Genomic DNA, 18,040 nt, shown 5'->3' with positions numbered 1-18,040 from the left:
ATAGGGGCGTTACCCCACACGCACTGATAGCGCCCACCCTGCGATGGTGCGGGCTTCCCGTACGGGAAGCCCGCACCATCGTGTTTTCCGGGGTGGCTATCCGGCCGGTGCTCGCCGCCGGGCGCGTCGGCGCGGTGAGGGAGCCCGTGCGGCATACGCTGAGCGCGCCTCGCGGCATCGTGAGTCGAACGGGTGCGCCGGGGGTCGCGGGGGAGCGGCCCACATCGGCGCGGAAACGTGACATCGTGGGTAGTAATCACCGTGGATCGGCCGGATCGGAGTCGAATGGAAATGGTTGCGCAGCCCCCCGTTTCACAGGCGCTGGTGCCGGGCACCGACCTACTGCGACCACAGTGGCTGGCCGAGCGGATCGCCGACATGGGGATCTCGTGGGGGACTGCCAACACGCGAGTGTCGGGGACGCTGTGGTGGTGCATGGCGGCCTCGTCGCTGGTGGATCCGATCGTCGCGGCCATCGCGAGCGGGCGGCCCGCCTTCGACCCCGCGCTCGAGCACATCGCCCTGGAGATCCGGCCCGACGGCGGCGTGGAGCGGGTGCTGCCGGAACCGCGCGGCTACCTCGTCGGCGCGGGTCCGCTGCCCATCGAATCCTGGTCTCCGATCGCGCCATCGCCGCAACCGGGGGAGGCAGCGGGCCCGGCGAGTGCCGGTCCGGTGGTGCCCGCCGAGGACACGGACGCCGAGTCCGCAGGCTGCTGTGCGACGGCGTCCGTCGGACATGCGTTGCGGCACACGCTGACTCGCGTGATTCCGGTGGTGGCCGAGGTGTCCGGCGCGGGTGCTGCTTCGCTGTGGGCGATCGTGGCCGACGCCATCGGCAACCGCGCCCTGGACATCGGGGCCGAGGACGCCGGTGCCCGCCTGGCCCGCGATGTCGCGGGCCGGCTGCCGGTGCCACGGTTCCAGGACGTCGGCAGCCGCACCTTCGTCCGCCGCATCTCCTGCTGCCTGGTCTTCGAGGTGCCGGGCTGCGAGATGTGCACCAGCTGCCCCAAACGCCCCGCCCCCGAACGCGAAGCCCTGCTCGCCGAGGTCGCCGCGCGCGGCTGACGGCCCGGCGGAGCGTGCCGGCGCGACCGTGCCCGCCCGCAGCCGCCACCGCGGCTGCCCGAAACCTCCTGCGGCACAGGACAAGCGCACCCGTCCGAGGCCGCCGCACGCGGGTGGCGGTTTCGGCTCCCGCGATGAATTCGCTTGCCGTGCCGGTGCGGTCGCCCGGAGAATCATGCGGTCGACCTGCCCAGGAGCCCTGGACTTCGCGGTTCGGGCCGATCTTGTTCCACCGGTGCCCCGGATCCTCGATTCCTCGTGCTGATCGGGTGTTTCACCTGGTCACCGGGGCGGGATCGGCCCGGGCCGGGACCTGCGCGGTGGCGGGCGACGCGGCGGGGCCGGTCCATCGGCGCACGGTGACAACCGTGCCGATAGAGTGGTGCCGCCGGGGCTCTGCCCTTCACGAAGGGGGTGCCCGGTCATCCAGTCCAACCTGTACGGCGGATCGACCACCCGCCGTGAACCGCCAAGGAGTGTCCAGCCGTGACCACCTCACCCCAGCAGACCCCAGTCGCCCGCGTCCGGGTTACGGCTGGGACTACCGCCGGGGCCGCGGTGCGCGAGGCGGACCTGCCGAGCAAGGGCCCGGCCGCGGTCATCGTGGTGCGTGACGCCGAGGGCGCGCTCAAGGACCTGTCCTGGGTGCCCGAACTCGACACCGAGGTCGAGGTGGTCACCGCCGATTCCCCGGACGGCCGCAATGTGATCCGGCACTCGGCCGCGCACGTGCTGGCCCAGGCGGTGCAGCAGGAGTTCCCCGAGGCCAAGCTGGGCATCGGCCCGTTCATCAAGGACGGCTTCTACTACGACTTCCAGGTCGACCGCCCCTTCACCCCCGAGGATCTGGCCAAGCTGGAGTCCCGGATGAAGAAGATCATCAAAGGCGCGCAGCGGTTTTCGCGCCGGGTGGTCGAGGTCGACGAGGCCCGCGTCGAGCTGGCCAAGGAGCCGTTCAAGCTCGAGCTCATCTCCGACAAGTCGGGCATCGACGATCCGGAGGTCATGGAGGTCGGCGGTAAAGAGCTGACCGTCTACGACAACCTGGACCCGCGCACCGGCGAGAAGCTGTGGGGCGACCTGTGCCGCGGCCCGCACATCCCGACCACCAAGTACATTCCGGCCTTCAAGCTGACCCGCTCCTCGGCCGCCTACTGGCGTGGTGACCAGTCCCGCGAGGACCTGCAGCGCATCTACGGCACCGCCTGGGAATCCAGCGAGGCGCTGGACGAGCATCTGCGCCTGCTCGAGGAGGCCGAGAAGCGCGACCACCGCAAGCTCGGCCTGGAACTGGACCTGTTCTCCTTCCCCGACGAGCTCGGTTCCGGTCTGCCGGTGTTCCACCCCAAGGGCGGCATCATCCGCAAGGAGCTCGAGGACTACTCGCGCCGCCGCCACATCGCCGCCGGCTACGAGTTCGTCAACACCCCGCACATCACCAAGGGTCATCTCTTCGAGGTCTCCGGCCACCTGGACTGGTACCACGACGGCATGTTCCCGGCCATGCACCTCGACGCCGAACTCAACGAGGACGGCTCGGTGCGCAAGCCCGGCCAGGACTACTACGTCAAGCCGATGAACTGCCCGATGCACAACCTGATCTTCCGGTCGCGCGGGCGCTCCTACCGTGAACTGCCGTTGCGCATGTTCGAATTCGGCTCGGTCTACCGCTACGAGAAGTCCGGCGTCGTGCACGGCCTCACCCGGGTGCGCGGCATGACCCAGGACGACGCGCACATCTACTGCACCAAGGAGCAGATGCACGCGGAGCTGACCAACACGCTGCAGTTCGTGCTCTCGCTGCTGCGCGACTACGGCCTCGACGACTTCTACCTGGAGCTGTCCACCAAGGACCCGCAGAAGTTCGTGGGCTCCGACGAGCTGTGGGAGGAGGCCACCGAGACCCTGCGCAAGGTGGCCACCGACTCCGGTCTGGAGCTGGTGCCGGATCCGGGCGGGGCCGCCTTCTACGGCCCGAAGATCTCGGTCCAGGCCAAGGACGCGCTCGGCCGCACCTGGCAGATGTCCACCATCCAGCTGGACTTCAACCTGCCCGAGCGTTTCGAGCTGGAGTACACCGGCTCCGACGGCGGCAAGCACCGCCCGGTCATGATCCACCGCGCGCTCTTCGGCTCCATCGAGCGCTTCTTCGGCGTGCTCACCGAGCACTACGCGGGCGCGTTCCCGGCCTGGCTGGCGCCGGTGCAGGTGGTCGGCATCCCGGTCGCCGAGACCTTCGTCGAGCACCTGGACGGCGTGATCGAACGCCTGCGGGACAACGGCATTCGCGCCGAGGTCGACCGCAGCGACGACCGCATGCAGAAGAAGATCTTCAACCAGACCGCGCAGAAGGTGCCGTTCATGCTGCTGGCCGGCGCGCGCGATGTGGAGAGCGGCGCGGTCAGCTTCCGCTTCCGCGACGGCACCCAGGTCAACGGTGTGCCCGTGGCCGACGCGGTGGCCACCATCGTGGACTGGATCGGGCGCCGCGAGAACCAGTCGCCGACCGCGGAGGGCTTCGAGATCCGCAAGGCGGATCGATGAGTGAATGGATTGCCCCCGTGTCCGAGCAGATCGTGGATACCGGTGCCGGGGATCCGGACCGCCTGCAGCGGTTGTGGACCCCGTACCGGATGTCCTACATCACCGGCGAGGCCGAGGATCGGAAGATCGACACGGCCAAGAAGACCGGGCACCCCTTCACCGACATTCCGGAGATGTCGGACGAGGACGGCCTGATCGTCGCGCGCGGTGAATGGGTCTACGCGGTGCTGAACCTGTACCCGTACAACCCGGGCCACATGATGGTGGTGCCCTACCGCCGGGTCGCCAACCTCGAGGACCTGACCACCGAGGAGAGCGCCGAGCTGATGGCGTTCACCCAGCAGGCGATCCGGGTGATGAAGCAGGTGTCGCGGCCCGAGGGCTTCAATGTCGGCCTGAATCTCGGTGGCGTTGCCGGTGGTTCACTCGCCGATCACCTGCATCAACATATCGTGCCGCGCTGGAGTGGGGACGCGAACTTCATTACCGTCGTCGGCGGAGTGAAGGTGATGCCGCAGCTGCTCCGGGAAACCCGGGCGCTGCTGGCACAGGCGTGGAAGGAAGCCGACGCATGGAACGACGCGGGATAGCGTGCTGAGCTTCTTCGGTCGCGAGACGTTCGCCAAAGCGACTGCGCCGCTGGGCAAAGCGCTGGTGAGCACGGGGCTCACGCCCGATGCGATGACGCTCATCGGCACCACCGCCTCGATCGTCGCGGCGGTGACCCTGTTCCCGACCGATCACCTGTTCTGGGGAACGATGGTGATCTGGCTGTTCGTCATGTTCGACATGCTGGACGGGGCCATGGCCCGCGCCCGGGGCGGCGGCACGAAATACGGTGCGGTGCTGGACGCCACGTGTGACCGCGTGGCCGACGGCGCCATCTTCGCGGGGCTGGCCTGGTGGTCGGTGTACCACGCGAACTCCAAGCATCTGTTCGTGGCGACCCTGGTGGTGCTGGTGACCTCGCAGGTCATCTCGTACGCGAAGGCGCGGGCGGAGGCCAGCGGGCTCTCGGCCGACGGCGGCCTGATCGAGCGGCCCGACCGGCTGGTCATCGTGCTGGTCGGCGCCGGATTGACCGGTATCGGCGGCTACTTCGGCATCACCTGGCTGTCGTACGCGGTGTACGCGGCCATGTACGCGCTGGCCGTGCTCAGCATCATCACCGTCTTCCAGCGGGTGCTGGCGGTGCGTAATTCCCCTGGCGCCCGTGACATCATCGCCCCCACGGCGAAGGCTCCGGAGGAACCGCAGCGGTGACAACCGATTTCACGTCCGCGATGACCGACAAGGCGTACGCGGCCGGGTGGCGGCTTGTCCGCGGACTGCCGGAGGGCATGGTGCGCAAGGGCTTCGACGCGGGCGCGAACGCCATCGCGCGGCGATCGAACCGGAAGGCGCACCGCGGGCACCCGAACCAGCTGCGCCGCAACCTCGCCCGCGTGCTGGGCACGACACCGGCGGCGGTGCCGGACAGCCTGATCGCGGCGAGTATGCGGTCCTACGCCCGCTATTGGCGCGAGGCGTTCCGGCTGCCGTCGATGGACCACACCGCACTCGGACAGCTGCACGTGCACGGGGTCGAACACCTGGACGCGGCGCTGGCCCGCGGCAAGGGTGTGCTGCTGGTGCTGCCGCACTCGGGCAACTGGGATATGGCCGGGGTCTGGCTGGCACAGAACTACGGCCCGTTCTCCACTGTCCAAGAGCGTTTGAAGCCGGAGTCGCTGTTCGAGCGGTTCGTCGAGTACCGGGCGAGCCTGGGCTTCGAGGTGTTCCCGCTGACCGGTGGCGAGCAGCCGCCGTTCCCGCAGCTGGCCGATCGGCTGCGGGACAACAAGGTGGTCTGCCTGATGGGGGATCGCGACCTTACCGGCAAGGGGGTGCCGGTCACCATGTTCGGTGAACGCACCTGGCTGCCCGCCGGCGCGGCCAAGCTGGCCGCCGGCACCGGTGCCGCGCTGCTGCCGGTGCACTGCTGGTTCACCACCGAGGCCGACGGCCGCGAGGGCTGGGGCATGCAGGTCTTCGAGGCGCTGGATCTGTCCGGTGGCGTCGCGCCCGCCACCCAGGCGCTGACCGATGTGTTCGCCGCCAATATCGCTGCCCATCCGGCGGACTGGCACATGCTGCAACCCCTGTGGGAAAGCGACCTGTCGCAGGCCAGACTGGAACGTATCGCCGCTGCGCAACAGGCGCTGGGCTATGACGCGCAGGGGTCGCAGGGAACAGGGGCGCTATGAGAATCGGCATGGTCTGCCCGTATTCGTTCGACGTGCCGGGCGGGGTGCAGGCACATGTCGTGGAGCTGGCGCAGGTGCTCATCGAGCGCGGCCACAAGGTGAGCGTGCTCGCGCCCGCCGCCGACGACACGCCGCTGCCCGATTTCGTGGTGTCGGCCGGCAAGGCCGTGGCCATCCCTTACAACGGCTCGGTGGCGCGACTGTCCTTCGGGCCCACCGCCTATACCCGGATCCGCCGCTGGATCGCCGAGAACGACTTCGACGTCCTGCACATCCACGAACCCAACGCACCCAGCCTGTCCATGCTGGCGCTGAAGATCGCGGAGGGGCCGATCGTCGCCACCTTCCACACCTCGACCACGAAGTCGCTGGTGCTGAGCACTTTTCAGGGTGTGCTGCGGCCGTACCACGAGAAGATCAGCGGGCGGATCGCGGTGAGCGAGCTGGCGCGGCGCTGGCAGGTGGAGGCGCTCGGCGGGGACGCGGTCGAGATCCCCAACGGTGTCGACGTGCCCGCGTTCGCGCACGCGCCGCTGCTGGCCGGGTATCCGCGTCCGGGGAAGTCGGTGCTGTTCCTGGGCCGGTTCGACGAGCCGCGCAAGGGCATGGAGGTGCTGCTCGGCGCGCTGCCGGAACTGGTGCGCCGGCATCCGCAGCTCGAGCTGCTGATCGTCGGCCGCGGTGACGAGGACCGGCTGCGCCGCGAGGCGGGGGAGAACGCGGGACACCTGCGCTTCCTCGGTCAGGTGTCGGATGCAGAGAAGGCCTCGGCCATGCGCAGTGCCGATGTCTATGTCGCGCCCAATCTCGGCGGTGAGAGCTTCGGCATCGTGCTGGTCGAGGCCATGGCCGCCGGGACCGCCGTGGTGGCCAGCGATCTCGATGCCTTCCGCCGGGTGCTGCGCGACGGCACCGCGGGCCAGCTGGTGCCGGTCGGGGACTCGGCGCGGCTGGGCGAGGCGATCAGCGGCATGCTCACCGACGACGCCCGGCGCGAGGAGTTCATCCGCACCGCGAATCAGGTTGTCGGCGAATATGATTGGCCGGTCGTGGCCGAGCAGATCCTGCGGGTGTACGAGACCGTGACCGTCGGCGACGTGCGCGTCAGGACCGCCGGATGATCACCTTCTCCGCGACGACCATCCTGGTCCTCGCCCTCGTCGCGGCCCTCATCGTCACCGCCGCGGTCTGGGCCTACACCACCGCCAACCGCCTCGACCGCCTGCACGTGCGCACCGACCAGGCCCGCCACGCGCTGGACGCGGCCCTGGCCCGGCGCGCGGTGGTGGGGCGCTCGGTGGCCACCACCCTGGCCGGGCTCTACGATCCGTCCCTGGTCGAGCAGGCCCGCCGGCTGACCGCCCTGGCCGACCGGGCCGAACGCTCCAACTGGCGCGACCGCGAAACCGTCGAGAACCAGCTCGCCGCCGCCCTGTCCGCGGTCGACATCGCCCTGTTGCCGCCCCAGCTGGTGGCCGAGCTCGCCGATGCCGAGGCCCGGGTCCTCATCGCCCGCCGCTTCCACAACGACGCGGTGCGCGACACCCTCGCCCTGCGCACCCGCCGCCTGGTCCGCTGGCTGCACCTCGGCGGTACCGCACCGCTGCCGACCTACTTCGAGATCGCCGAACGGGTCACCCCCGCCGCCTCCACCGGCCTCGACGTCGACACCGTCCGCACCTCGGCCCGCGTGGTCCTGGTCGACGAGAACGACCGCGTCCTGCTGCTGCAGGGCGTCGACCCCAAGGTCCCCGACGTCCCGTTCTGGTTCACCATCGGCGGCGGCGTCAACCCCGGGGAAACCCTGCGCGAGGCCGCGATCCGCGAGCTCTACGAGGAAACCGGCCACGCCGCCGACTCCTCGGCCCTGCGCGGCCCCCTCTGGCGCCGGGTAGCGGTGTTCCCCTTCAACGGCGAACTCATCCGCTCGGAGGAACTCTTCTTCGCGCTGCGTGCCAAGGCGTTCGACCCGGTTCCCACCAACCTCGACTACATCGAACGCCGCTCCATCACCGGCAGCAAATGGTGCACCCCCACCGACATCGCCCAGATCGACCACTCCGGCGAGACCGTCTACCCCTACCACCTCGACCAACTCCTCGCCGAGGCCATCGCGGCCGCCGACTCCGACATCGACCCCGAAGTCCGCTCCATCCGCTGACAACCGCCGGCCTCGGTCCGGTGGGTGGGATCGGCGGCTGAAAGCTCGCATTCCGGGCGGCGGCCGGGGCTACGGTGGGGCGATCAATGGTGATCTGTGGCAAGGACTTACGGCATGAAGTTGATGTATGTGTTGTGGGGCGCGGGGCTGGGGGAGCGGCTGCGGGGCGAGGAGCTGCGCAAAGAGCTGGCCGGGGTGGGGGTGACGGCCTATCAGGTGAATGTGCAGGATGCCGACGTCGAGGCCGCGCAGGTGAAGCACACCACCTATGACGCGCCGATCGACGCCATCGTGAGCGTGTGGACCGAGGGCGGGCACGCGGCGGTCACCGATGTGCTGCGAACGGTGGCGGACGACGTGAACGGCTGGGTCGTGGATGAGCGCCGGCCCATCGAGCCCCCGGTGGTCGAGGACGGGGTCCGGACCGACGCGCTGGCGAATATCGCGATTCTGCGGATTCCCGAGGACCTGACGCGCGAGGAGTGGCTGCATCGGTGGCACGTCCTGCACACGCCAGTGGCTATCGAGACGCAGGACACGTTCGGCTACGTCCAGAACACCGTCACCGAGGCGATCACCGACGGCAAGCGGGTCGACGCCCTCGTCGAGGAACTGTTCCCGATGGCGGCCATGACCAGCGCACATGCCTTCTACGGCAGCGGCGGGGACGACGCGGAACTGCAGCGGCGCGTGACCGCCATGATGGAGAGCGTCGTCCGCTTCGGCGCGCACCTGAACCTGGATCTGGTGCCCACGAGCCGGTACGTCTACACCCTGGGCTGACCGGCGGCTTCCCGGACCTTCTGTGATCTATGGCGCAATCTCCGCTAGGGTCCCTGGGAAGGTTTGCCGCGCAACGGAATCGGCGGACCGTGTGTGGAAGGTGGAAAATTCTTCGTGTCTTACCTGCTCTATGACTTCCTGGAGCCGTTGATGGGTCCGGCCGCGGCCGAGTACTGGGCGACGATTTTCGTCGTCGGACCGCTCTAGTGGCGACGCGGTAACCCTGGCGCTGTGACGCCCGTCATCCCTTGCGGAGCGGGCAGTCCAGTCGTGTCGGACTGGCTATGAAGTGGCCTGAAAGCGCCGCCTAGAATCGACCTGTTCGATTCCGAGCGATCCGACCGATTGGCCCACATGACCCAGGAGTTTGCCGTGACCACGCCCGACACCACCCCCACCATCGGTACCGCCCGCGTCAAGCGCGGCATGGCCGAGATGCTGAAGGGCGGTGTGATCATGGATGTCGTCACGCCGGAGCAGGCCAAGATCGCCGAGGATGCCGGCGCCGTCGCGGTCATGGCGCTGGAGCGGGTCCCCGCCGACATTCGCGCCCAGGGTGGCGTGTCCCGCATGTCGGATCCGGACATGATCGACGGCATCATCAACGCCGTCTCCATCCCCGTCATGGCGAAGGCCCGCATCGGTCACTTCGTCGAGGCGCAGATCCTGCAGTCGCTGGGTGTCGACTACATCGACGAGTCCGAGGTGCTGACCCCGGCCGACTACGCCAACCACATCGACAAGTTCGCCTTCACCGTCCCGTTCGTGTGTGGCGCGACCAACCTGGGCGAGGCGCTGCGCCGAATCACCGAGGGCGCGGCCATGATCCGCTCCAAGGGTGAGGCCGGCACCGGCGACGTCTCCAACGCCACCACCCACATGCGCAAGATCCGCGACGAGATCCGCCGCCTGACCTCCCTGCCGAAGGACGAGCTCTACGTCGCGGCCAAGGAACTGCAGGCTCCCTACGAGCTGGTCGCCGAGATCGCCGAGACCGGCAAGCTCCCCGTCGTGCTGTTCACCGCGGGCGGCATCGCCACCCCCGCCGATGCCGCCATGATGATGCAGCTCGGCGCCGAGGGCGTCTTCGTCGGCTCGGGCATCTTCAAGTCCGGCAACCCGGCCGAGCGTGCCGCCGCCATCGTCAAGGCCACCACCTTCTACGACGACCCCGATGTCCTCGCGAAGGTCTCGCGCGGCCTGGGTGAGGCCATGGTCGGCATCAATGTCGAGGAGATCCCCCAGCCCCACCGCCTCGCCGAGCGCGGCTGGTAGTCGGCTCCGGCCGGTAAACGGCTCCGCGACAATCTGATTCGACATCGCCGGGTGGTCTTCGAACCACCCGGCGATCGTCGTTCACTTGCTGCCGATGATATTGCTCAGATCCGTGGTGCAGGTGGCCATGGCCAGCGAACCGGTGGCCGTGTTCTCCACCAGCACCTTGTCGCCCTGCACGATGCGGCAGGTGATGGTCGCACTGTCATCGTCGGCGGCCGTCGCGGTGAGGGTGGCCATCTTGAGAAAGCCGGTCAGGGTGACATCCTTGCTCCACGGCAGTTGTGCCGCTGTGTTCGTCCCCGATCCCGTGTCGCCGATGCTGTAGGTGACCGACGGCTTGACGTACGTGCCTTCGCCGGACCCGGTCACCTCGTAGCGCACATCCACGGTGCGCTTGGACTCCTTGGCGACGTCGTTCGCGGCCTTGCCGAACACCGCTGTGCAGGCTGCGAACGGCAGCACGATGAACAGCAGCAGTGCCCCCACGATCCACGGCCAGATCTTCCGCTTCTTGGGCGGTGGCGGCTGCATCGGATATCCCGGAGCCGGAACACCTTGGTACGTCATGAATCCCCTTGATTTGTATTGCTGTGGACCGGAGCGGAACCGTATCAGCGGGATCGCGCGGTGAGAACCGCCCGGAGCGGGGACGGATAGGTCGTTCAATCGGTCGGGGAATCCGTTGGTATCGGACGGAATTGGAGATTCTTGCCGAAGTCGGCAGACCGAGGATCTCAGGTGGTTTCGCGGTGGCATTGTGCACTGTTCCGCAATCGCATTGTGCACGAGTGACCTTCGGCCCTTGCCGGGTTGCCGGGTGGGTGCCAGGTGTCAATGACCGCATACGTGGCAGCCGCGGTGCTCCGGGCCCGCCCATACCGGCGGCTACCTGCGTGCATACCGTTCAGCAAACCCCAGCTAATTGTTGCGGACTGTACTGCGACAAATATTTACTGCCTGGTACTTCCTCGCCAGTCTTCGGCTCAGTCACCGGTGAATCGTCATGAACAGCCATTCCGGCAAGGAGCCAGCATGCTGGTAATCGACCACTTCACCTGTGGGTGGCTCACCCGTGTCCTGGCCTATGTCATGTCCGTCACCGGGTCGTTGCTGGCGCTGCGAATCCGGACGCGGACACGCCGCCCGGGTGGTGGCCCGGCCGCCCGCTTGCTGGTGTCATGAACCGGCATCGCTGCCGAACACCCCTGAGGCGAAAGGACCGCCATGCCCGCCGCGTCCCGTACGGTGACCATCGCCCGCCCCATCGACGAAGTGTTCGCCTTCTTCGCCGACTCGACCAACAGCGCCCGCTGGCGTACCGGCGTCAAGCAGATCACCGCCGAAGGCCCGCCCGCCGTGGGCACCGTCTACCGTCAGACGGTCTCGGGTCCCGGCGGTCGGGGCATCCCCGCCGACGTCCAGATCACCGAGTACCTCCCGAACGAGAAGGTCGTCCTGAAGGGCATCGCGGGACCGCTGCGTCCCACGGTCACCTATGCCTTCGCGCCGGTGGCGGCGGGCACCGCGGTGACCTTCTCGCTGGCCGCGGAACTGTCGGGCTTCAAGAAGCTGCTCATGAACCGCCCGGTCCAGAAGACCATGACCGCAGAGGTTTCCGGTCTGGATCGCGCCAAGGCACTGCTCGAGTCCGGGACGGCCTGACCACGCCGGCACCGTCCGGTCAGGCCCGGCGCGCGGTCCGGAACTGGGCCCGATAGGCGGACGGGGTGATGCCGAAGCGCCGGAAGAAGATGCGGCGCAAGGATTCCTCGCTGCCCAGACCGGATCGGTGGGCGGCGGCGGTGACCGAGGCCCCGGCCTCCAGCATCGCCTGTGCGGCCTCGACGCGCGCCGATTCCACGAATACCGCCGGGGTGGTGTCGAGTTCGTCGCGGAACAGGCGCGTGAGCTGCCGGGTGCTCACGGCGGCGCGGGCCGCCATGGCGGTGAGCGAATGGTCGGCGGCCGGGTCGGCGAACACCTCGTCGACGACGGCGCGCACATCGTCTCGGCGCGGCACCGCGGTGCGGGACGCCACCGAGAACTGCGATTGCCCGCCCGGCCGTCGCAGGAAGACGACCAGTTCCCGGGCCACCTCGCGGGCGAGGTCGGCGCCCTCGTCCTCCTCGACCAGGGCCAGGGTCAGGTCGAGACCCGCGCTGACTCCGGCCGAGGTGAGGTATTTGCCGTCGCGAATGTAGATGGCATCCGGTTCGACCGTGATCGACGGGTACGCGCGGGCCAGCCGGGCGGCATGCCGCCAATGTGTGGTCGCCCGGCGGCCGTCGAGAAAACCGGCCTGCGCCAGGACGAAAGCGCCCGTGCACACCGAAGCCGTGCGGCGCGTGGACGGCGACAGGGCGCGAACGGCGTCCAGAATCGCGCTGTCGACGGGGGAGTGCGGAAACCGGTCGTCGCCCGGCACGATCAGCGTGTGCACGCGGCCCACCTCGGCCGCGGCCGCGTCGACGAGCAGGCGCGTACCCGCCGCGGTGGTGACCGGTGCGCCGTCCGGTGAGCACAGCGTCACGTCATAGCGCGCGCCCGACCCGGCGGCGGTGCTCAGCACCTCCAGTACGGCGGTGACATCGAGCAGCCGGACGCCGTCGAAGGCCAGCACCGCCATTCGCTTCCTGCCCACCCACCCGAACCTAGCACTCGGGCATGTCCGGATCTATGGGGTTCCTGTCCGGAAAGACACGGTGCCGCTCCTATCGGTTCGGCGAGTGTGGTTGCCATGGAACACATTGCCGATATCGCCATCCCCGACAGCGCTCTGGCCCGCGAGGCCACCGAACTGGTCCGCGACACCGCGGGCGAACTGCTCTTCGATCACTCCCGCCGGGTCTACCTGTTCGGTGCGCTGCAGGGTGCGCGCCGCGGGCTCGGCTACGACCCCGAACTGCTCTACGTGGCGGCCATGTTCCACGACCTGGGTCTGACACCCCGGCACCAGGATTCCCGGCAGCGCTTCGAGATCGACGGCGCGGACGACGCCCGGGCCTTCCTGCGCGCGCACGGCATCCCCGCCGAGCGGGCCGAGATCGCCTGGACCGCAATCGCTCTGCACACCACCCCGGAGATCCCGGCCCACATGGTACCCGAGATCGCCCTGGTCACCGCCGGTGTCGAGCTCGATGTGCTCGGCATCGGCTACGACGATGTCACCGAGGAGCAGCGCGCCGCGGTGATCCGCGCCCACCCGCGCCCGGATTTCAAGCGCCGCATCCTGGCCGCCTTCACCGACGGGATCGCCCACCGCCCGGACACCACCTTCGGGAATGTGAAAGCCGATGTCCTGGAACATTTCTCGCCAGGCTTCCGGCGCGGCGACTTCGTCGAGGTCATTCTCGATTCGCCCTGGGCGGCCTGATCTCGCCCCGGTGGTGACTCGCAGCCGAATAGCCGCGGATCAGTGGCAGGTACACGGTGTCGACGATGTCCACCAGCACGTCGTCGGGCACCGTCGGCACGCCGCGCGTCACGAACTCGTTGCGCAGCAGGTCGATCGGCGTGGTGGCGACCCGGGCCACGCACGCCGCGGGCGGGGCCTCGCCGCGGTCGGCCGCCCGCTCGAGGATGGTGAGCCACGGCCGGGTCCCCGCGTCCCCGGACTGTTCCCGCAATTGCGCGAGCAGTTCGGGCTCGTTCGCGAGCTGGGAGAGCAGGCTGCGCAGGATCTCGCCGAGCGGCGAGGACAGATGGGAGTTGGCGCGGCGCAACAACTCCAGCGCGTCCGCACGCAGGGCGCCCGTGTCCGGCAGTTCGAGCGCTGCCGAGGTCAATTGCCGATACGCCGCGACGCCCAGTGCGGCGCGGTTGGGCCAGCGCCGGTAGATGGCGTTCTTGTTGGTGCCCGCCCGGGCGGCGACGGCATCCATGGTCATCCCGGGGTATCCGGATTCGAGCAGTTCGTCCACGGCCGCGCGCAGGATCGCCTGTTCCAGTGCCGGGCCGCGGCGGCGGGTCGGGCGCTCTGTCGATTCGCTCATAACGGTACTGAGCGTACCTTGCGAGACCGGTTCGCAGCGGGCTATGGTCGCAACTAGGGTACGAACAGTACCGTAAATGGAGGAGGTAGCCGATGAGAGCGATCGGCGTTTGCTACGACACCGGCTTCGTGAACCTGGGCAGCAGCACCCACGAGCCGTTCGATATCGCACGGGTCCGAGAGGACATGCGAGTCATCCGCGCGGACCTGCACTGCGGCGCGGTCCGCATCACCGGCGGGTACCCGGAACGGCTGAATCTGGCGGCCTCCGAGGCCGCGGCCGCCGGATTGGAGGTCTGGGTGTGCCCGTTCCTGAACGACGTCACCGAGGACGAGGTCCTCGCCGTCGTCGCCGACTGCGCCGAACACGCGGAACGCCTGCGTGCGAGCGGCGCGGAGATCGTGCTGGCGGTCGGGTCCGAGCTCGCCATGTTCGTGCTCGGTTACCTGCCCGGCGAAACCCTGGCCGAGCGGGCCGCCGCCCTCCGCACCCCGGCGGGTCAGGCCGCGCTCGCCGGAATCCCCGCTCGCGTCAACGATCTCCTGGCCCGCGCCGCCGCGATCGCCCGGGACCGGTTCCGCGGCAGGCTGACCTATTGCAGCCTGCCGTTCGAGCAGGTCGACTGGGAGCTCTTCGACATCCTCGCCACCGACGCCGGATACCGCGGCGCGGAGCTGGCCCCCGGCTATCGGGACACCATGCGCGCCTACGTCGCTCAGGGTGAGCAGCTCGGAAAGCCGGTGGCCATCACCGAATTCGGCTGCCCGTCCTTCCGCGGCGCGCCCGATGCGGGCCCGCACGGCTTCGACATCATCGAATGGGACCCGGACACCGCGAGGCCGCTACGCCTCGATGGCGTCTACGAGCGTGACGAGCCCGCCCAGGCCGACCACCTCACCGACCTGCTCGGCATCCTCGATACCGCGGGCGTGGACGCCGCCTTCTACTACTGCTTCGCCCGCTACGACCTGCCACACCGCGACGACCTCGCATTCGACCTGGACCTGGCGAGCCCGGGACTGGTGAAAGTCCTTCAGCCCGAAAGCGGTTCGCTGACCTGGGAGCCCAAGGCGGCGTTCGGGGCCCTGGCGGAGCAGGCGGAATCGCGCTGAGTTCCGTTCCGCGGCTCGGCCGATCAGGATTGTCGGGCGGGTTCAGCCGACCCGGATCGCCGGCCGGTCCGGATGGTCCCAGGCGACCTGGATATCGGGTTCTTCGGCATGCTCGCGCTGGAACTTGAGCAGCCCGTCCACGGTGAACAGGCTCGCGGCGTCCGTCCGGCGGCGCAGCGCCCCCGCCGACATGCGCAGGCCGACAGTCAGATCGAAGTCCAGTCCGCGCCCGAGCAGCATGGGTCCGGCGATGAACAGCACCGTGGTGTCGTCGGCGGTGCGGATGCGAGCGCGGGCGGAGCGATCGGCGCGTTCATCCCAGAGCGCGGGCAGGTAGCGCCCGGTGTCCCGGAGCGGTTTGAGGACTTCACGATTCAGCGCCGCGTAGTCGAACCACCCGGTGCGGTAGGTGAATTCGCTGTCGCGATCGTATTCCAGGCGCACGGAGGCGGGCCGCACGAAATCATGCAGCGACACCACCGCGGCGGGACGGCCCCGGGTGCGCAGGAGTTCGGCGACGCCGTTCGCGACGGTGAGCGGATCTGCGGCATCCGCGCCGTCGACCGCGATCACCGCATACCCCGCCAGCGTCATGGCCCGCTCGGCGATGAGTGCGTACAGGGCGTCGGGGCTGATGGCGGTGAAATCGGGCACGAGACCATCTTGGCCGAGGTCTGGTGCCCGGTCACCTCCGGTCAGCGGTACTCGGCCAGGCGCGGGCGGACACCGAGCAGCACCAGCACCGCGACGACCACGGCCGCGCCGTACGGGAGCCAGGTGCTCCAGCCCGACAGATCGCTCTCGCCCTGGGTGATCGCGGTGTCGAAGGCGTGCTGGTTGATGTCGATGGTCGACACCAGGGCCTTGTCGTAGGCGGCGAAGTGGTCGTTGGAAGCACCGGTGTCGAGGGCGATGGCCGCCCGCAGATCCGAGCCCGCCAGTCCGCGCAGCGCGTGATCGTCGTGCTGGTAGGCCTGATAGGTGAGCAGGTTCTGCTCGGCGGCCTGGCGCTCGCCGGAGAAGGTGATGTTGCGCAGTTCCTGGCCGAGGAAGGAGTCGGCGCTGATGGCCTGCGCGAGATCGCCGCTGTGTGCGCCGATCGCCTGGTCGAGCGCGCCCGCGTAGTCGTCGACGCCGCGCGCCTGGACGCCGGCCAGTCGCTGCGCTTTCTCGAAGTAGCTCTGCTGGTATGTCGCCGCGCGTGCGGGGTCGAGCAGGTACCGGCTCTCGTCGGCATTGGCGTCGTAGCTCAGCGCCCGCGCCTGCCGCAGCGCCAGCAGCGAGTCGAAGGCGTCCTGCTTGGCGACGGTGAGCTGGTGTGCCGCCGAGGCATTCGCGAGGTAGCCGCCGGTCAGCACCCCCAGCATCAGCACGGTGGTCGCGGCCAGCGCCGGGTTGACCCGCCGGTGCAGCATCACCCGCAGCACGACCTGCAATCCCGCCAGCACGACGAGCAGCAGCAGCCCCAGCACGGCGATGCGCACGCGGGCCGCGACCGTGGTGTGCTCGCTGTCCTGGTACGCCTGGCTCAGCACACCGCTGTTGGTGTCGGCCAGTTTCTGGGCGCGCGACAGCAGATCCGGCACCATCCCCGTCGCCGCCCGGTAGGCCTCCAGGGTGCGTGCCGAGGGCTGTCCCGCTGCCCCGCGGTCGAGATCGCCGAGCTGGAAGGTGTCCGCGGCCAGTGCCTCGTACTGTCCGAACTTGTCGAGCAGCTCCCGGATCTGGCGGGACGCATCGTCATTGGTGGCGATGGTCATGGCCTGCTGCAGGTCGGCGTCGGCCTGCACGCGCCGCTGCTCGTAGGCGGTCAGGGCGTTCTTGCGTACGCTCGCCAGCGTCGAATCGTTTCCGGCGAGCAGCACATTCGCCAGCTGCGCGTCCATGTCCGCCAGCGCGAAGTACAGATCCTCTGTGGCGGTCACCGTCGGTGCCGTGTGGTTGCCGATGACGTCGATACCGTGCCGGGTCGTTCGTGCGTCGGCGGCCATCACCAGCGCGGTCACCGCGGTGAGCACGACCGCGGCGATGGCCAGCAGCCGGATCCAGCCCGGCGTGTCCGACCGCCCGGGCAGCAGTCCGCGCAGCCGCGCGAGCGCGCCCGGATCGGCCTCGGTGCGTGGAGTCTGGGGACGGGTGAGCATCGTCGTCATGACGGGGTGTCCTGCTTCAGGGTGAGAGTGGTCCACGCGCCCAGGTGGATCCGATCACCGGATCGCACCGGCACCGCCTGCCCACGCGGAATGGGATCGGCGGCCGCGTTCACGCGGGTGCCGTTGGTGGAGCCGAGATCGATGACGACCCAGCCGTTTCCGGGCTGGGCGACGAACAGCACGTGCAGGTGCGAAATGCCCGGATCCTGTGGGGGACCGGTGAGATCGATCTCGGGATCGATGCCCTTGGAGGCGCTGTAGCGGCCCACCCGGACCTGCGTGCCCTGCAGCGCGAAGACGCGTTCGGGGCAGTACCCGGGGAATTCGACGTCGTCGTCCTCGCTGCGCATGGTGTCGAAGTACTCGCGGTCAGCGAAAACGGTTGCCGTCCACGTGGTTCCGGGTACCTCGAACGCGGGCGGCGCGCCCATCGCCGACGCGGGCGCGACCACGGTCGGTGCCGGCACGACCACCGTGGCAGCCGGCGCGGCCCGCGTCACCCTGGGCCCGCCCGCCACGAAGTCGTAACTGCACCCCTCGCAGAACCGTCCCGTCTGCGGCTCGCCGCACACCGGGCACGGCACCCCCGTGGGTTCCGGTGCGGGCGAGGGTTTCTCGCCCGGGTCCATGAGCAGCCCGCACACATCGCAGTAGTCGCCGGCCACCGAATCGTGTCCCGCCGGACAGGTCAGCATGGTCG

19 protein-coding genes are annotated in these 18,040 nt (G+C 69.1%); 13 read left to right on the top strand and 6 right to left on the bottom strand.

Annotated elements, in window-relative coordinates:
- Positions 1-291: 291 nt before the first annotated feature.
- The 9 genes from ACWEKS_RS12640 to pdxS all read left to right on the top strand — a co-directional run bounded on the left by ACWEKS_RS12640 (position 292) and on the right by pdxS (position 10,080).
- The gene (locus ACWEKS_RS12640) at positions 292-1,071 is read left to right on the top strand and encodes a (2Fe-2S)-binding protein (RefSeq protein WP_452340171.1); all 780 of its coding nucleotides are present in this window, start codon (positions 292-294) and stop codon (positions 1,069-1,071) included.
- 486 nt (positions 1,072-1,557) lie between these two features.
- On the top strand, positions 1,558-3,615 hold the full coding sequence (thrS, locus tag ACWEKS_RS12635) for a threonine--tRNA ligase (RefSeq protein WP_452340170.1): 2,058 nt from the start codon (positions 1,558-1,560) through the stop codon (positions 3,613-3,615).
- Positions 3,612-4,205: an HIT family protein gene (locus ACWEKS_RS12630; RefSeq protein WP_452340169.1), complete on the top strand. Its 594-nt coding sequence runs from the start codon at positions 3,612-3,614 to the stop codon at positions 4,203-4,205. Before thrS ends, ACWEKS_RS12630 begins: the two co-directional genes overlap by 4 nt.
- A 1-nt stretch (position 4,206) precedes the next feature.
- Positions 4,207-4,878, top strand: coding sequence for a phosphatidylinositol phosphate synthase (gene pgsA / locus ACWEKS_RS12625; RefSeq protein WP_452340168.1), 672 nt, complete (start codon positions 4,207-4,209; stop codon positions 4,876-4,878).
- A gap of 20 nt (positions 4,879-4,898) precedes the next feature.
- Positions 4,899-5,861, top strand: coding sequence for a phosphatidylinositol mannoside acyltransferase (locus ACWEKS_RS12620; RefSeq protein ID WP_452340183.1), 963 nt, complete (start codon positions 4,899-4,901; stop codon positions 5,859-5,861).
- Positions 5,858-6,982, top strand: a complete 1,125-nt coding sequence (locus tag ACWEKS_RS12615; RefSeq protein WP_452340167.1) for a glycosyltransferase family 4 protein — start codon at positions 5,858-5,860, stop codon at positions 6,980-6,982. Before ACWEKS_RS12620 ends, ACWEKS_RS12615 begins: the two co-directional genes overlap by 4 nt.
- Positions 6,982-8,022 carry an NUDIX hydrolase gene (locus tag ACWEKS_RS12610; RefSeq protein ID WP_379440519.1) on the top strand — a complete coding sequence of 347 codons (1,041 nt, stop codon included), beginning with the start codon at positions 6,982-6,984 and terminating at the stop codon, positions 8,020-8,022. Before ACWEKS_RS12615 ends, ACWEKS_RS12610 begins: the two co-directional genes overlap by 1 nt.
- A gap of 114 nt (positions 8,023-8,136) precedes the next feature.
- Entirely contained in the window at positions 8,137-8,805 is a 669-nt protein-coding gene (locus ACWEKS_RS12605) for a hypothetical protein (RefSeq protein WP_452340166.1), read from the top strand.
- A gap of 372 nt (positions 8,806-9,177) precedes the next feature.
- Positions 9,178-10,080: a pyridoxal 5'-phosphate synthase lyase subunit PdxS gene (gene pdxS / locus ACWEKS_RS12600; protein WP_452340165.1), complete on the top strand. Its 903-nt coding sequence runs from the start codon at positions 9,178-9,180 to the stop codon at positions 10,078-10,080.
- An 81-nt stretch (positions 10,081-10,161) separates the two neighbouring features.
- Here the strand turns inward: pdxS and ACWEKS_RS12595 are convergent, their stop codons facing one another.
- Positions 10,162-10,650, bottom strand: a complete 489-nt coding sequence (locus ACWEKS_RS12595) for an MmpS family transport accessory protein (RefSeq protein WP_452340164.1) — start codon at positions 10,648-10,650, stop codon at positions 10,162-10,164.
- Between the two features lie 465 nt (positions 10,651-11,115).
- Between ACWEKS_RS12595 and ACWEKS_RS12590 the strand changes: the two genes are divergently transcribed.
- Together ACWEKS_RS12590 and ACWEKS_RS12585 are read left to right on the top strand one after the other, a co-directional pair.
- On the top strand, positions 11,116-11,265 hold the full coding sequence (locus ACWEKS_RS12590) for a hypothetical protein (RefSeq protein ID WP_452340163.1): 150 nt from the start codon (positions 11,116-11,118) through the stop codon (positions 11,263-11,265).
- 42 nt (positions 11,266-11,307) lie between these two features.
- A complete protein-coding gene (locus ACWEKS_RS12585) occupies positions 11,308-11,745 on the top strand; it encodes an SRPBCC family protein (RefSeq protein WP_452340162.1) in 438 nt (145 codons plus the stop codon).
- A 19-nt stretch (positions 11,746-11,764) separates the two neighbouring features.
- Here ACWEKS_RS12585 and ACWEKS_RS12580 read toward each other — a convergent pair whose 3' ends face one another.
- Positions 11,765-12,709, bottom strand: coding sequence for a GlxA family transcriptional regulator (locus tag ACWEKS_RS12580; protein WP_452340182.1), 945 nt, complete (start codon positions 12,707-12,709; stop codon positions 11,765-11,767).
- Positions 12,710-12,820: 111 nt separating this feature from the next.
- Here ACWEKS_RS12580 and ACWEKS_RS12575 point away from each other — a divergent pair, with 111 nt between their 5' ends.
- Positions 12,821-13,456 carry an HD domain-containing protein gene (locus ACWEKS_RS12575; protein ID WP_452340161.1) on the top strand — a complete coding sequence of 212 codons (636 nt, stop codon included), beginning with the start codon at positions 12,821-12,823 and terminating at the stop codon, positions 13,454-13,456.
- Here the strand turns inward: ACWEKS_RS12575 and ACWEKS_RS12570 are convergent.
- The gene (locus tag ACWEKS_RS12570; RefSeq protein ID WP_452340160.1) at positions 13,428-14,075 is read right to left on the bottom strand and encodes a TetR/AcrR family transcriptional regulator; all 648 of its coding nucleotides are present in this window, start codon (positions 14,073-14,075) and stop codon (positions 13,428-13,430) included. The genes ACWEKS_RS12575 and ACWEKS_RS12570 overlap by 29 nt on opposite strands.
- A 92-nt stretch (positions 14,076-14,167) precedes the next feature.
- Here ACWEKS_RS12570 and ACWEKS_RS12565 point away from each other — a divergent pair, with 92 nt between their 5' ends.
- Positions 14,168-15,187: a hypothetical protein gene (locus ACWEKS_RS12565; RefSeq protein ID WP_452340159.1), complete on the top strand. Its 1,020-nt coding sequence runs from the start codon at positions 14,168-14,170 to the stop codon at positions 15,185-15,187.
- A gap of 42 nt (positions 15,188-15,229) precedes the next feature.
- On the opposite strand, the gene ACWEKS_RS12560 is transcribed toward ACWEKS_RS12565, so the two are convergent.
- Genes ACWEKS_RS12560 through ACWEKS_RS12550 form a run of 3 tightly spaced genes read right to left on the bottom strand, consistent with a single transcriptional unit; the run spans position 15,230 to position 18,035 of the window.
- The gene (locus tag ACWEKS_RS12560; RefSeq protein WP_452340158.1) at positions 15,230-15,841 is read right to left on the bottom strand and encodes a hypothetical protein; all 612 of its coding nucleotides are present in this window, start codon (positions 15,839-15,841) and stop codon (positions 15,230-15,232) included.
- 41 nt (positions 15,842-15,882) lie between these two features.
- Positions 15,883-17,340, bottom strand: coding sequence for a hypothetical protein (locus ACWEKS_RS12555; RefSeq protein WP_452340157.1), 1,458 nt, complete (start codon positions 17,338-17,340; stop codon positions 15,883-15,885).
- Positions 17,337-18,035: an FHA domain-containing protein gene (locus ACWEKS_RS12550; protein ID WP_452340156.1), complete on the bottom strand. Its 699-nt coding sequence runs from the start codon at positions 18,033-18,035 to the stop codon at positions 17,337-17,339. Before ACWEKS_RS12550 ends, ACWEKS_RS12555 begins: the two co-directional genes overlap by 4 nt.
- Positions 18,036-18,040: the final 5 nt, after the last annotated feature.

Source organism: Nocardia sp. NPDC004711 (genome assembly GCF_053601595.1).
The sequence above is the reverse complement of the archived record's forward strand: the minus strand, read 5'-3'. Positions and strand labels throughout refer to the sequence as shown.

Excerpts from the sequence above, each read along its gene's own strand:
- ACWEKS_RS12615 (WP_452340167.1), top strand. The coding sequence starts at position 5,858 with ATGAGAATCGGCATGGTCTGCCCGTATTCGTTCGACGTGCCGGGCGGG.
- ACWEKS_RS12550 (WP_452340156.1), bottom strand. The coding sequence starts at position 18,035 with ATGCTGACCTGTCCGGCGGGACACGATTCGGTGGCCGGCGACTACTGC.
- ACWEKS_RS12555 (WP_452340157.1), bottom strand. The coding sequence starts at position 17,340 with ATGACGACGATGCTCACCCGTCCCCAGACTCCACGCACCGAGGCCGAT.
- ACWEKS_RS12585 (WP_452340162.1), top strand. The coding sequence starts at position 11,308 with ATGCCCGCCGCGTCCCGTACGGTGACCATCGCCCGCCCCATCGACGAA.
- ACWEKS_RS12565 (WP_452340159.1), top strand. The coding sequence starts at position 14,168 with ATGAGAGCGATCGGCGTTTGCTACGACACCGGCTTCGTGAACCTGGGC.
- ACWEKS_RS12620 (WP_452340183.1), top strand. The coding sequence starts at position 4,899 with ATGACCGACAAGGCGTACGCGGCCGGGTGGCGGCTTGTCCGCGGACTG.
- ACWEKS_RS12595 (WP_452340164.1), bottom strand. The coding sequence starts at position 10,650 with ATGACGTACCAAGGTGTTCCGGCTCCGGGATATCCGATGCAGCCGCCA.
- ACWEKS_RS12640 (WP_452340171.1), top strand. The coding sequence starts at position 292 with ATGGTTGCGCAGCCCCCCGTTTCACAGGCGCTGGTGCCGGGCACCGAC.
- ACWEKS_RS12590 (WP_452340163.1), top strand. The coding sequence starts at position 11,116 with ATGCTGGTAATCGACCACTTCACCTGTGGGTGGCTCACCCGTGTCCTG.
- ACWEKS_RS12575 (WP_452340161.1), top strand. The coding sequence starts at position 12,821 with ATGGAACACATTGCCGATATCGCCATCCCCGACAGCGCTCTGGCCCGC.
- ACWEKS_RS12570 (WP_452340160.1), bottom strand. The coding sequence starts at position 14,075 with ATGAGCGAATCGACAGAGCGCCCGACCCGCCGCCGCGGCCCGGCACTG.
- ACWEKS_RS12580 (WP_452340182.1), bottom strand. The coding sequence starts at position 12,709 with ATGGCGGTGCTGGCCTTCGACGGCGTCCGGCTGCTCGATGTCACCGCC.
- ACWEKS_RS12605 (WP_452340166.1), top strand. The coding sequence starts at position 8,137 with ATGAAGTTGATGTATGTGTTGTGGGGCGCGGGGCTGGGGGAGCGGCTG.
- ACWEKS_RS12630 (WP_452340169.1), top strand. The coding sequence starts at position 3,612 with ATGAGTGAATGGATTGCCCCCGTGTCCGAGCAGATCGTGGATACCGGT.